Origin of the sequence: Burkholderia sp. Tr-20390 (genome assembly GCF_017104595.1) — a bacterium.
Taxonomy (GTDB): Bacteria; Pseudomonadota; Gammaproteobacteria; order Burkholderiales; family Burkholderiaceae; genus Burkholderia.
In genome coordinates this window covers 33,873-46,524 of sequence record NZ_JAAGPC010000061.1, presented here as the reverse complement: position 1 = coordinate 46,524, position 12,652 = coordinate 33,873, and the positions used below count along the sequence as shown (strand labels likewise).

16 protein-coding genes are annotated in these 12,652 nt (G+C 65.4%); 11 read left to right on the top strand and 5 right to left on the bottom strand.

Annotated features, from left to right (window positions below; genetic code table 11):
* Nucleotides 1-258: 258 nt before the first annotated feature.
* From G3N98_RS18535 to G3N98_RS18515, 5 genes are read left to right on the top strand one after another with little or no spacing between them, the layout of a single operon-like run.
* Complete coding sequence (locus G3N98_RS18535; protein ID WP_206148854.1) at nucleotides 259-603, top strand: hypothetical protein; 345 nt, start codon at nucleotides 259-261, stop codon at nucleotides 601-603.
* Complete coding sequence (locus tag G3N98_RS18530) at nucleotides 593-1,225, top strand: Dabb family protein (protein ID WP_206148853.1); 633 nt, start codon at nucleotides 593-595, stop codon at nucleotides 1,223-1,225. Before G3N98_RS18535 ends, G3N98_RS18530 begins: the two co-directional genes overlap by 11 nt.
* A 49-nt stretch (nucleotides 1,226-1,274) precedes the next feature.
* A complete protein-coding gene (locus tag G3N98_RS18525) occupies nucleotides 1,275-2,267 on the top strand; it encodes an NADP-dependent oxidoreductase (protein ID WP_206148852.1) in 993 nt (330 codons plus the stop codon).
* Between the two features lie 31 nt (nucleotides 2,268-2,298).
* The gene (locus G3N98_RS18520) at nucleotides 2,299-3,174 is read left to right on the top strand and encodes an SDR family NAD(P)-dependent oxidoreductase (RefSeq protein ID WP_206148851.1); all 876 of its coding nucleotides are present in this window, start codon (nucleotides 2,299-2,301) and stop codon (nucleotides 3,172-3,174) included.
* 5 nt (nucleotides 3,175-3,179) lie between these two features.
* Nucleotides 3,180-4,004, top strand: a complete 825-nt coding sequence (locus tag G3N98_RS18515) for an SDR family NAD(P)-dependent oxidoreductase (protein ID WP_206148850.1) — start codon at nucleotides 3,180-3,182, stop codon at nucleotides 4,002-4,004.
* Between the two features lie 34 nt (nucleotides 4,005-4,038).
* Here the strand turns inward: G3N98_RS18515 and G3N98_RS18510 are convergent, their stop codons facing one another.
* From G3N98_RS18510 to G3N98_RS18495, 4 genes are all read right to left on the bottom strand, one after another.
* Nucleotides 4,039-4,287 carry a hypothetical protein gene (locus tag G3N98_RS18510; protein ID WP_089427404.1) on the bottom strand — a complete coding sequence of 83 codons (249 nt, stop codon included), beginning with the start codon at nucleotides 4,285-4,287 and terminating at the stop codon, nucleotides 4,039-4,041.
* 117 nt (nucleotides 4,288-4,404) lie between these two features.
* Complete coding sequence (locus G3N98_RS18505; RefSeq protein ID WP_175238449.1) at nucleotides 4,405-5,379, bottom strand: threo-3-hydroxy-L-aspartate ammonia-lyase; 975 nt, start codon at nucleotides 5,377-5,379, stop codon at nucleotides 4,405-4,407.
* Nucleotides 5,380-5,440: 61 nt separating this feature from the next.
* Nucleotides 5,441-6,079 (bottom strand): helix-turn-helix transcriptional regulator, encoded by a 639-nt coding sequence (locus G3N98_RS18500; protein ID WP_206148849.1) that lies wholly within the window; start codon nucleotides 6,077-6,079, stop codon nucleotides 5,441-5,443.
* A 63-nt stretch (nucleotides 6,080-6,142) separates the two neighbouring features.
* Nucleotides 6,143-6,646: a YbaK/prolyl-tRNA synthetase associated domain-containing protein gene (locus G3N98_RS18495; RefSeq protein WP_206148848.1), complete on the bottom strand. Its 504-nt coding sequence runs from the start codon at nucleotides 6,644-6,646 to the stop codon at nucleotides 6,143-6,145.
* 518 nt (nucleotides 6,647-7,164) lie between these two features.
* Between G3N98_RS18495 and G3N98_RS18490 the strand changes: the two genes are divergently transcribed.
* The 6 genes from G3N98_RS18490 (at nucleotide 7,165) to G3N98_RS18465 (ending at nucleotide 11,422) form a co-directional block, all read left to right on the top strand.
* On the top strand, nucleotides 7,165-7,752 hold the full coding sequence (locus tag G3N98_RS18490) for a TetR/AcrR family transcriptional regulator (protein WP_206148847.1): 588 nt from the start codon (nucleotides 7,165-7,167) through the stop codon (nucleotides 7,750-7,752).
* Between the two features lie 53 nt (nucleotides 7,753-7,805).
* Nucleotides 7,806-8,714: an alpha/beta fold hydrolase gene (locus tag G3N98_RS18485; RefSeq protein WP_206148846.1), complete on the top strand. Its 909-nt coding sequence runs from the start codon at nucleotides 7,806-7,808 to the stop codon at nucleotides 8,712-8,714.
* A 64-nt stretch (nucleotides 8,715-8,778) separates the two neighbouring features.
* On the top strand, nucleotides 8,779-9,168 hold the full coding sequence (locus tag G3N98_RS18480) for a lysozyme inhibitor LprI family protein (RefSeq protein ID WP_206148845.1): 390 nt from the start codon (nucleotides 8,779-8,781) through the stop codon (nucleotides 9,166-9,168).
* 106 nt (nucleotides 9,169-9,274) lie between these two features.
* Nucleotides 9,275-9,613: a hypothetical protein gene (locus G3N98_RS18475; protein WP_175238454.1), complete on the top strand. Its 339-nt coding sequence runs from the start codon at nucleotides 9,275-9,277 to the stop codon at nucleotides 9,611-9,613.
* A 150-nt stretch (nucleotides 9,614-9,763) separates the two neighbouring features.
* On the top strand, nucleotides 9,764-9,904 hold the full coding sequence (locus G3N98_RS18470; RefSeq protein WP_206148844.1) for a hypothetical protein: 141 nt from the start codon (nucleotides 9,764-9,766) through the stop codon (nucleotides 9,902-9,904).
* Between the two features lie 486 nt (nucleotides 9,905-10,390).
* Nucleotides 10,391-11,422: an HAF repeat-containing protein gene (locus G3N98_RS18465; protein WP_241025961.1), complete on the top strand. Its 1,032-nt coding sequence runs from the start codon at nucleotides 10,391-10,393 to the stop codon at nucleotides 11,420-11,422.
* Between the two features lie 465 nt (nucleotides 11,423-11,887).
* Here the strand turns inward: G3N98_RS18465 and G3N98_RS18460 are convergent, their stop codons facing one another.
* Nucleotides 11,888-12,604, bottom strand: coding sequence for an EthD domain-containing protein (locus tag G3N98_RS18460; protein ID WP_206148843.1), 717 nt, complete (start codon nucleotides 12,602-12,604; stop codon nucleotides 11,888-11,890).
* Between the last annotated feature and the right edge of the window lie 48 nt (nucleotides 12,605-12,652).

Below are 12,652 nucleotides of genomic sequence, written 5' to 3'. Positions count from 1 at the left end.
GCGGCGCGCCGCTGCGCGTGAGTTCGCTCAGCAGGCGCGCGCCGAGGCCCGGCAGGACGCGGCCGAGGGCCGGGATGGCGCGCTGTTTCATGAGTTTCCCGATCTGATCGTTGCGACAGGGGGCGGTGAGCGGGCCGGTAGGGGTCTGTGAATCGTCACCACGCAAGAATGCTATCCACGCCGACCGCGTTCGGCCTCGCCGGAACGGCGTAGGCCGGCTGCGCATCCCTGTCACGAACGACCACGGACGACACGCGAATGATCCAGATCGTAGACGAAATCACGCTCGCGCCCGAGCGCATTCCCGACGTGCTTGCACTGCTGCGCGACCGTTACCTGCCGGGCCACGCGGCGCGTGGGCTGACGGCGGCCGGCCGTTGGGTATCACCGCCCGTCGCGGTGCCGGGGCAGCCGAGCACGCTGTGGCTGACCTGGCACGTGGCCGACGCGCCGGCCTATTACCGGATGCGTGCGTTGACGGATGCCGGCGTGGTCGGGTTCTGGATGGCGGTCGACGCGCTGTGCGACCTGCGCCGCCGCCATGTGATGACGGACGCCGATGCGCCGCTGCCTGCGCTGACGGAGGTCGATCATGCGGCATGACACGGCACAGGTATTCGTGTCCGCGGATTGCGATGCGGGCGCGATCGAGCATGCATTGCACGAAGCCGCGCACGCGCGGCCTGGCACGAAACGCGTGGCATTGGCACGCAATCTGGACGGCAGCTGGGGCGCGGGCGACTACACGCTCGACGTGTTGCGCGACGATTCGGCGGCCGACGGCACGGCGGATTTCGTGGCGCTGGCTCAATTGCCGGGTATCGAGCGCATCGATGGCGCTCAATGCCGCTCGATCGGCGGCGGCCTGCGCGAACCGGTGTTGCGCGACGGCGTCTGGCGCACGCTGATGCTGCGCGTGCGGCCGCAGGCCAGCACAGCGCGGATCGCCGCGCTCGAACGCGAACTGCTGCAGATGCCCGCGTTCATGCCCGGCATCCGCAACTGGCGGCTGAGCCGGATCGAAACGCCCGGTGGATGGACGCACGTGTGGCAGCAGGAATTCGCGCACGTCGGCGATCTGCTCGGCGAATACCTGATGCATCCGTATCACTGGGGCTGGGTCGACCGCCGGTTCGACGCCGAAAGCCCCGACTGGACGGTCGATGCGATCTCGCATGCGTTCTGTCCGCTCGCGTCGAGCCTGCTGGCGGATACGGCGGCGTGACGCGCAGCCCACATCGAGCTGACATCAAACCAACCCTGGAGACACGAAGATGCGAGCCCTGTTGATCGACCGCGTCGGTCATTCCGACACCTTGCGAATGGCCGACGTGCCGGCCCCGACGCCGGGCCCCGGCGACGTGCTGATCCGCGTGGCCTACGCGGGCATCAATCCCGCCGACTGGAAATGCCGCGAAGGCTACCTCGGCGCGTTCATGCAATACACGTTTCCGTTCGTGATCGGCTTCGACGCGGCGGGCGTGGTCGAAGCGGTCGGCGACGGCGTCGACGGGTTCGCGCCCGGCATGCGCGTGTTCGCGCAGACCGACGTCGGCGCGGGGCGCTGGGGTGCGTATGCGGAATTCGTCGCGGTGCGTCACGACTCGGTCGTGCGCGTGCCCGACGCGGTGAGCCTGGCGGAAGCCGCCACGGTGCCGACGCCTGCGCTTGCCGCATGGGCCGGCCTGTTCGACGACGGCGGGCTGAAGGCGGGCCAGACCGTGCTGGTGCACGGCGGCGCGGGCGCGGTCGGCACGTTCGCGATCCAGCTTGCCGTGCAGGCCGGCGCGCGCGTCGCGGCAACGTGTTCGGCGTGCAACCGCGAGACGGTCGAATCGCTGGGCGCGGCGGCGAGCATCGACTATCGCGCGCAGGACATCGCCGCGGCCCTGCGCGCCTGGGCGCCCGGCGGTGTCGACCTCGTGCTCGACGCGGTCGGCGGCGACACGTTGCCCGATGCGCTCGACCTGCTGGCGCCGGGCGGCACGCTGGCGAACATCATGACGCTCGCGGCCGGCGATGCGGAGCGGCTCGCCGCGACGGCGGCCGTTGCCGCACGACGCGGCCTGCGCACCGCGATGACCTACAGCCGGATGCCGAGCGGCGGCACGCTCGGCCGGATCGCGGCGCAACTCGACAAGCGCGCGCTGCGCGTGCCGCGCTTCGACCGTTTCCCGCTCGAACAGGCGGCCCGCGCGCTCGACCTCGTTCAAACGGGCGAGGCGAAAACGAAGCTGGTGCTTCATGTTGCGGATATCGCCCGTTGAGCGGCCCGCACGCACAACACAGGAGACTACGATGACCGATACCCGAACCGGCGTACTGGCCGGCAAGTGCGCGCTCGTGACGGGCGCCAGCCGCGGCATTGGCCGTGCGATCGCGCAGCGCCTCGCATCCGAAGGCGCGACCGTCGTCGTGACGGCGCGCAGCCTCACGCAATCGGCGACGACCGCCGGCACGCTCGCCGAAACGGTTGCGCTGATCGAGGCCGCCGGCGGCCGCGCGATTGCGCTGGCGGCCGACCTGTCGAACGCGGCCGAGCGCGACGCGCTCGTCGGGCGCGCGGCGCAAGCCGCCGGCGGCCTCGACATCCTCGTCAACAACGCGGGCGTGGCCGACTACGCGTGCGTCGACGCGATGCCGATGACGATGTTCGACACGACGATCGAACACTATCTGCGGATTCCGTTCGCGCTGGCACAGGCCGCGATCCCGCTGATGCGCGCCCGCGGCGCCGGCTGGATCGTCAACGTCGGCTCGGTGACGGCGCTGCCGCCGCTGCGGCCGTTCGACGATTTCTCGCGTGCGGGCGGCGCGACCGTCTATGCGGCGGCGAAGGCGGCGCTGTCGCGCTTCACGCAGGGGCTCGCGGCCGAACTCGAAGCCGACGGCATCGCGGTGAATCTCGTCGCGCCGAGCACGGCGATCCGCACGCCCGGTGCCGCGCGCTACATCCCCGAAGGCTATCCGACCGAGGACGTCGCGTATCTCGCCGAGACCGCGCTCGCGCTGTGCCGTCTGCCGGCGCGCGAACGCACGGGCCTCGTCACGCACAGCCTGCATTTCCCGCTCGCGCAGCAACTCGCGGTGCGCTCGCTCGACGGCCGCACGGTGCTGCCGCCGCCGGTGGTTCCCGCGTATGCGCATCCCCACATCGACCCGACAGGACTTTGATTGACATGACGAACTCGATTCGCTTCGACGGCGGCACCGCCGTGATCACCGGCGCGGCCAGCGGTATCGGCAGCGGGCTCGCACGCTACGCCGCCGGGCTCGGCATGCGCGTCGTGCTGGCCGATCTCGACCCGGCGAAGCTCGACGCCTTCGCCGCGACGCTCGACACCGACGTCCTGTGCGTGCCGACCGACGTCAGCCGGCCGGAAGCCGTCGACGCGCTGGCGGAAGCGGCGTGGCAGCGCTTCGGCGGCGTCGACCTGCTGTTCAACAACGCGGGCGTGATGGCGACCGGTTTCAGCTGGGAAATCACGCCGGAACGCTTCGAGCGCAGCTTCGCGATCAACGTGCACGGCGTGCTGAACGGCATCCGCAGCTTCGTGCCGCGGATGCTCGAGCGCAACGTGCCGGCGCGCGTCGTGAATACCGCGTCGGTCGGCGGGTTCCTGCCGAGCCCGCTGATGTCGCCTTATTCGGCAACGAAATTCGCGGTGGTCGCGCTGACGGAATCGCTGTATGGAGAACTGAAGATGTTGGGCGCACCGGTCGGCGTGTCGTTGCTTGCGCCGGGCCCCGTGCAGTCGGGCATCTTCAACGACCCGTTCGGCGCGGTGCACGACCGGCCGGAGGTGCGTGGCTTCGTCGACACGATGCGCGCGATGCTGAACGCGCACGGTCTCACGCCCGACGCGTTCGCCGCGCGGGTGTTCGACGGCATCCGGGACGGGCGCTACTGGCTGATTCCGCAACCGGAGACGATCGACGGCGCGCTGCAGCGGCGCACCGACGACATCCTCGCGTCACGCGATCCGTCGCTGCCTGCGTTCTGAGGGCCGGGCGCGGCACAGCGCCCGGCGCGTGCCGTCACATGCGCATGCCGGAGTGCGAGCGGCCGCTCGGGTCGCCGCCGCGATCGGGCGGCGTATTGTTCTGATCGATCTTCGCGAGCACGAAGCCGGCGTGCGGCAACGCGCCGGGCGAGCGGTGCGTCGCTTGCGCGACGGCGTCGTGCGGCGACGCTGCGGGAAAACCGGATGACGTCACGCCCGGTTGAGCGAACGCCGAAAGGGAAGCAGCCGCCAGGGCGGCGGCGACGATCGCGTGCGATTTCATGGTGGCTCCTTCACGACTGACTGCGGGACAACATCATCAGTCTAGGGCGCGAAACTTAACGCGACGTGAAGGAATGATGCGGCGCGGATGACGGAATGTTCATGCGCGCCGCGACGTTCATGCCGGTGCCGACACCAGGGCGCAGAAGTTCTCGAGATCGACGTTGCCGCCGCTGATCACGATGCCCACGCGCTTGCCCTGCAGCGCGTCCTTCATCCGTCGCACCGCGGCGAACGACAGGCAGCCGGTCGGCTCGACCACCATCTTCATACGCGTGGCGAAGAAGCGCATGCAGTCGATCAGTTCCGCGTCCGTCGCGGTCAGGATGTCGTCGACGTCGCGCCGGATGATCGGGAACGTCAGGTTGCCGAGGTGCTGCGTCTGCGCCCCGTCGGCGATCGTGCGCGGCGTGTCGATATGCACGATCGCGCCGGACCGGAACGATTGCTGGCCGTCGTTGCCGGCTTCCGGCTCGACGCCGTACAGCGTCGCGTGGGGCGACAGCGCGCGCGTGGCGAGCGCGGTGCCCGACAGCAGGCCGCCGCCGCCGAGCGGCGTGAATACCGCATCGAGCGGGCCGACTTCGTCGAACAGTTCCTTGGCTGCCGTGCCCTGGCCGGCGATCACGTCCGGGTGGTCGTAGGGCGGGATCAGCGTGAGGCCGTGCTGCGCCGCGAGATCGCGCCCGATCTGCTCGCGATCCTCGGTGTAGCGGTCGTAGGTCACGACCTTGCCGCCGTAGCCGCGCGTCGCGGCCATCTTCGCGGCCGGCGCATCCTGCGGCATCACGATCGTCGCGGGAATGCCGAGCATGCGCGCCGACAGCGCGATCGCCTGCGCGTGGTTGCCGGACGAGAACGCGACGACGCCGTTGCGACGCTGCTCCGCGTCGAAGCGCGACAGCGCGTTGAACGCGCCGCGGAACTTGAATGCGCCCATGCGCTGCAGGTTCTCGCACTTGAAGAACACGTGCGCGCCGAGCGCTTCGTCGATCGTCCGTGAGGTCATCACCGGTGTGCGGTGCGCATGGCCTTCGAGCCGGGCCGCGGCGGCGGCAACGTCGTCGTAGGTGGGGAGAGTCGGAGCGTTCATGGATTGCCAGGTGGTCGTTGAAATCGTTCAGCAGGAAAGCAGCGCGTGTCACGCGCTTGCGTCATTTCGCATCGTTGTAGACGGTCGCGCGCGAGACGCCGAGATGTTGCGACACGATCTCCATCGCGCGGCGCACTTCGAGGAAACCGTCTGCCTTCAGCGTCTGCATCAGCTCGCGGCGCTGGTCGGTCTTCAGTTCGCGCGGCGTCGTCGCGAGACGCATCGCGAACGCGTCGATGCGTTGGCGGATCGCGTCCGCGCCGGCCGGATCGAGCGTTTCCGCGACGGCTTCGCCTTCCGTGCTGCAGAACTGGTTCAGCATGCCCTGGAAGCCGCGGAACAGCGTGACGTCGGCATTCAGGCACAGCGCGGCCACATAGCGGCCGCTCGAATCCTTGATGCCGATCGACGTGCTTTTCGCGGTGCGGCCGTCGGCGAAGCGGTTCGGGTAGTTCGCGAGCACGGGCGGGAAATCGTCGTCCGCGATGCGTGCGAGGCCGAGCTCGGTCGCGGGATCGCCGACCGCGCGGCCCGACAGGTTGTTGTGGATCGCGAGGATCGCGTGCTTCGGCGTGCGCAGGTCGTGAACCACGACTTCGGTGAACGGCGCGAACATCGCACCGAGCCCTTCGGCGATGCGCTGCACCTGTTCGATCAGCGATGCCTGCTCGGACGGCACGAGTTTCCGGGTAGTGGTCATGATGGTTTCGCGGTCAGGTTTCGGATCGAGGCGACGGCTGCGGGGGAAGGGGCAACCGGCGTGTTACTCGCCGTCCGCCGCTTCCGGCCGGGTAATGTCGGCGAGCAGGGGCTGCGCGATCCGCACGTAGTCGGCCGCGTCGAGCACGACGGAGCGGTCGAGGCGGCCCGCGTTGAACGCGATCTCGGTGTTGCGTTCGACCAGGGCGGGGTCGACGACGAGCGTCACGCGGGCGTCGAACACGAACGGCGGCACGGCGCCCATCACGCAGCGCGTGACGGTGGCCGCGAGGTCGGGCGACGCGAGGGTGGCCTTGCGGCGGCCGACCGCATCGGCGACCTTGCGGAAATCGATCTTCAGGTGGCCGGGAATCACCGCGAGCGCGGTGGTGTCGCCGCCATCCTTGAACGTGCAGAGCATCGCCTTCGCGCCCTGTTCGGGGCGCGTGCCGCGCAGCGCGGCGATGGCGTCGGATTTCCCTTCGGCCGGATGCGCCAGCACACGGAACCGCGCGCCGGACGTGTTCAGCAGATCGCAAAGCGTGTCGAAAACGGGGTAGTCGCTCATGTCGCTCCGGGCAAATTTGGGCCGGGGAATCGGGGGCGCGCTCGGGTTCGTATGCTTCGGCGTGCCGGTCGATGGATTGTCCAAGTATAGATGTTTTGTCATGGGGGTGGCAAAGGGACGGGAGCGCGGGGAGTCAAGGACGTTCAGTCGCATCGACGAGAATGTGTCGATCGACCCATTTTGTGACGGGTATCGAACAAGTCATGTGTACGCTCGTCAATCGATATTGGTGCCTCTCCGCGGAGTTTCAATCCTGCGTAGAATGTCGCCCGTCAGGTTCGGCCTTTCGGTCCCGGCAGTGGAACCGACACGACCCCGAGTCGGGCACCGATGTTTTGCAAAATCCGGTCGACCAACCTATATCACCACTCCCCGTGCATGGAGCGGATACGGTGCGTGTGGTCTGCGACCGGGCATCAGCGGCGCCGACGCGCCATCGGCACCATCGCCCCGAGCATGCGCTCACGGGGCAGCAGGAGGAATTCTTGAAGAGGGCGGCTCTCGATAACGGACGCGTCTTGACCGAACGCGGCAAGAACGCTGTGAACAAGATTATGGCCAGTGCGATCGAGATCTTCGTGGACGAAGGCTACGGCGGGCTGACCATGCGGAAGGTCGCGGCAAAGGCGGGATTGGCGCTGTCGAACCTGCAGCACTACTTTCCCACGCGCGAAGACATCTTCGCGGCCATCCTTACCGTGACGCGGGAGGCATACGCCAATACGTACGACGGCGTGCACGCGGACACGTCGCTGACACCCGAGGGCCGGCTGGAGAAAGTGGTCCGGCTGTTGCTCGAAGACGGAAAGCAGCCCAAGACCCAAAGCCTGTTCGTGAACTTCTGGGCACTCGCCCAAACGCAAGAGTTCGCGCGGAAGATGCTCGAGGAGGGGTATGAATTTCAACGCGGCGTGATCGCCGGCCTCATCGAGGGCGTGAACCCGGCGCTGCCGCAAGCGGTACGCATCCGGCGCGCGGCGCTCGTGACGGCGCAGATCGAGGGGCTTATCGTGTTGATACCGCAAAGGAATCGGTTCCCGTCGGATATCAAGGGAATCGAGGACGATGCGGTGACGGCCATTCTGGCTTTGGCCAAGGCGCCGTGAGCTGCACTGTTGGAGCGATTGTCGGTAGCTCATTGCCAGGGGGCTTTTAATCCATGCAGACGGAAATCGAAGCGCCGGGCCCTGCCGGTCCGTTGAAGGGCACGCTGTTGTCCCCGGACACCGGCGATATGCCGGTGGTGCTGATCGTGCCGGGCTCCGGCGCGACCGACAGAAATGGCAACGCGCCGAGCTGGCTTCAGGCGTCGACGTACCGGTTGCTCGCGGAAGGATTGTGCGAAGAAGGGATCGCGTCGGTACGAATCGACAAGCGCGGCATGTACGGCAGCGCGTCGGCGATACCGGATGCCAATGATGTCGTGATCGACGACTACGCGGCGGACGTCCATTCGTGGGTAGCCGCCATCCGCGCACGGACAGGTGCTTCCAGCGTATGGGTGTTGGGGCACAGCGAGGGCGGTTTGGTGGCGTTGCTGGCGGCGCGGCAATCGGCCGACATTGCCGGCCTGATCTTGATTGCCGCGGCGGGGCGTCCGCTCGGGCCCGTATTGCGGCAGCAACTGCAATCGAACCCTGCAAATGCGCCGATCCTGGAAAATGCAATGCGGATCCTCGATTCCCTGGAAGCGGGAAATGGGGTAGACGCGACCGGCGTCGATCCGGCGCTCATGCCGGTGTTCAGGCCGCAAGTCCAGCGCTTCCTGATGAGCGAATTGACCATCGACCCCGCAGCACTGCTGGCCGATTACATGAAGCCCGTGCTGATCGTGCAGGGCGCGCGGGATATCCAGGTTACCGTACAAGACGCGGAACTGTTACGGCGAGCCAATCCGCAGGCCGAAATGGCGCTGATCGCCGACGCCAATCATGTTCTCAAGACGGTCCGCACGGCGGATCTGCAAGAAAACCTCGCTGCTTATTCGAACCCGGATCTGCCACTGGCGGACGGTGTCGTGGAGGCAGTATCGGCGTTCGTGCGCGGATCGCCAGCGAGTCGGCGCTAGTTCCGGAGAAAGACAGAAGCACGTTATTTCCGTTCGGTAACCGCCACGGAACAGAGGCTCCCAAATGAAGAGACGCACGCTATCGATGATCCTTTGCCTCGCTGCCGCCAGCTTCACGACGATGGCAAACTCACAAGAGCCTGTTTGTCACGACGACGGATCGGGTGCCGATAGTGCTGTTTGTGCGCATCAAGGTTTCGTTGGAGCTGACGCGCAGCTAAACGACGCTTACCGGGCCGCTCTTGATCTCTTGGGTTCCGACACCGAGCGGGCCGATGCGAGAGCTGCGTTAGTGGCCGCACAACGACAATGGATCAAGTTCCGTGATGCAGACTGTCAGGTTCAGGATCGCATCTTTCAACATGGAACATTGCGTGCGGCGATCGTAGCGTCGTGTCTGACCAATCTGACGGAACAACGAACGACAGAGCTGAAAAAACTTTGGTTGCCTTAGTTGAAAGACCGCAAACCGTAAGTCTGAAGGATCGCGTCGAGTCGGCCACGGCTAACGGCTCTGGCTGCCCTCGGCCAACTTCGGTCATTTGACAGGAAACTTCGAGATGCGAGGGAAATCGGTATTCGTTTTCATCGTCGCGCTGATTGCGACGCGGAGTTGTTTTGCGCTTGGCGTTGAGGAACTGAGAAAAGGCCTGAATCAAGCGTTGACTGACAAAGGTTCGTCTACATCTCAGCTTGCTGCGTACGTCACGGGCTATATCCACGGAAGCGCCGAATATGCGCGTACGCTGGGACTCGTCTGTGACGAATCCGGGCTGCGTTCAACACATGACGAACTGAATGCGGTCCACGCTTACATTGACGCTAATCCGGACCAATGGGCGGATGGTGCGCAGTTGCTGATTAACCGTGCCCTGATATCGCCAAAGTGCAATCATTGATTGACCTCATTCGATAGTCTGGCCGGCTGCTTGGGTCGCAAATGGACATCGAAGTTGTTGGGAGGCGACCGGCGACCCGCGGCTCAGAGGCGACCACGGTCGACTGAATCGGATTGCAGATTCAACCGGTCAACGCAAAAGAAGCAAACCATGGCAAACCTGGTTCGAATCCGCGCCCGACCGGTATTTCACCGCAACGATCTTCTGGTCGAGGTACTTGACGACCATCGTAAGCGCCTCGCCAAGGCCGTTTCCCGCTCCGCGCGCTCGGCATGCATGATCCCGGGCTAACCTGGACGTCGCATGAGATCGCGTCCGCGATCGCCAATCATGGAGACGATCGCGATTTGTCCGCCGGTGTCCGAGCTTGGCCGAGTTTCAGCGTTGAAACACATCGCGTTTCGCCGGAAGCCAATATCGACGAGCGCAAAGAGGCTCTTCGTCTACGCTCCACGGTTTGGCGAGGTCCGCGCCGTGTCGTGCATGAAACATATTTCGATTTTCTCAACCACGCCATAACCAATCGCCGGGTTTTTTTCAATGGAATCAATGCCCAAACACATCGGGCACGTCTATAGCTTGGATACGCAGGCGCCGGAGGGGCCGAGGGTTGTGCGTTTGTAGACAAAGCCCGCACAGCTCCAGTCAGTTGGACCTGATCGGTGCGCGCGTCATGAGTACGACGTATCCGAACCGTCTGTCGGTAGCCTTCGCGGCAGCATTGGCCCTGGCTGCGACAGATCGCGAGGTGGGCCATGTCCCAGGAAGAGGATCAAGATGGAATCCGCACGCAAAGTAAATAGCGGTGTGCGCTACTACGTTCACCACGTCCTGATGGCTTTCGCCCTTTTGGTTGTCGCGGCCTTCCAGCCTGCCTACGCCCAAAGTGTCACCATACGAGACCTGGGCACGCTCGGTGGCAACTCTAGCCGGGCTGCCGGGATCAACAATCGCGGCCAAGTGGTGGGCCAAGCGGACATCGCGAGCGGGGGCACGCATGCCTTCTTGTTTGAAAGTGGGGTGATGACCGACCTCGGCACGCTCTCCGGTAGCGGATCCAGCCAAGCTTACGCGATTAACGAGCGAGGCCAAGTGGTCGGAAGTTCGACTATCAGGAGCTTCGGGCCTACGGACGCTTTTCTGTTTGATAAAGGGGTGATGACCGGCCTGAACATCAGTATTGACAGCTTCGTCGACGCTACCGGCATCAACAATCGCGGCCAGGTGGTCGGCAACTCTGGCCCCAGACACGGTCGTCCACATTCAGCGGCTTTTCTGTATGAAGACGGTGGGTTGACCTGGCTCCCCGGTGCCGCTTTTAGCGTCGCGACCGGGATCAACAACCGCGGCCAAATCGTGGGTTGGGCGGTTGCCACAACCGGGCCCGCACATGCATTCTTGTTTGAAAGCGGGGTGATGTCAGACCTCGGCACGCTCCCCGGTGGCGCTTATAGCGCAGCTTTCGGGGTCAACAACCGCGGCGAGGTGGTCGGCGAGGCGAGCACCGCGAACGGGCCCCTGCACGCCTTTCTGCTTCGCAACGGGGTAATGTCCGATCTCGGTATGCTCCCCGGTGGCACTTATAGCGCAGCTTTCGGAATTAACAACCGCGGTGCGGTGGTCGGCGAGGCGAGCACCGCAAGCGGCGCCTTGCATGCTTTTCTGTTTCAAGACGGGGTGATGTCCGATCTCGGTACGCTCCCGGGTGGTACCTTCAGCCGAGCTTTGGGGATTAACGATCACGGACAAGTGGTTGGCGTCGCGAATACTGCGAGCGGAGCCACGCACGCTGTTCTCTGGACGCCATAGCCTGAAACAGGCTTGCCGGGATGTGCGTGAACACCATCGTGTTGAGCAAGCTCGGTAAGCCGTTGCCACCCAGCGGATTCTCTTCGCGCGCCGTCTGTACCTTCGTCGGCAGGCCTTGGAATCCGCAGCGCATGTCGGTGACGCCTGCCACCCGCCAGACGCGTGTACCCGTGGGTAGAGAGATCGCGATCGCACGCTCCCAATACGATCCGGAGCGCGTTGGCATCAACGGCGCCGTCGACCTTGACGACTACGCTGCCGATTCGAAGCTCGATCGTCCCGGCTCGCGCAGTCGGATTGCCGACGTTCCGTGCTTCCGACGTCATCGCCACGTGCGTCGGCAGCGTCTCATGGACCACCGCCACGGGAATCAAGGATGTCGTTTCGGCCTGCAATTGCTCGCGGTAGCGACGACGCCAGGTGAACAGCCAGACGTAGGCGACCGCACCACGCGATCCCCCGACCTCACCCCCGCACCGCCTTCACCACATACTGACTCGTCGGCACCACATCGATCTTGTCGAAATCGATGAAGCGCCCACAGCTGTCCATCATCTCCGCTACATTCCGCTGAAACTTCTCGTCATCGCCGACTGCATCGAAGAACGCATGCGGATCGGTCATCGCCGCAGCGGGGAAGCATTCCTCGACGATCGCGTCGTACCCCGGCGCCGCATGCGTGAGCGCCCGCACGACGACGTTCTGCACGTACAGGAAGTTATCCTGCGTATCGATCGCGACGCGCGTGTGATGCCCGTGCCACACATCGAGCCACGCTTCATGCGTCAGCCGCGGCGGACGCTTCAGAAACGCGAGCTGCGAAAAACCCGTCGTCCGCTCGCCCGACCGCGCCGGATAGCGCGTATTTGGAATCGGCTGCGACTCGGTAACGAGATACGCCGCCATGTGCGGGACCACGGCGCGCACCGCGTCGTCGAACGGCTGGCGGAACATCGCATTCGCGCTATCGACCCACACCGCGACGATCCCGTCGATGCCCGGGTGCGTGTTGGTCTGCTTCAGGCCGGCGGCCGGCGCGACATCCGCATCGGCGACGTTCACCTGCACGCCGTGCGCACCGAGCGACAGCAGCTTGTCGGCTAGCTGCGCGCGCACCGTGCGGCTCCACTGATCGGGCGCGGCCTGCGTATCGCGCCACAACACATAAATGACTTTCTCCATTGCTCCGGCTCCAGAGGGGAATGACAGGATCGGCGGCATTGCCGCCGG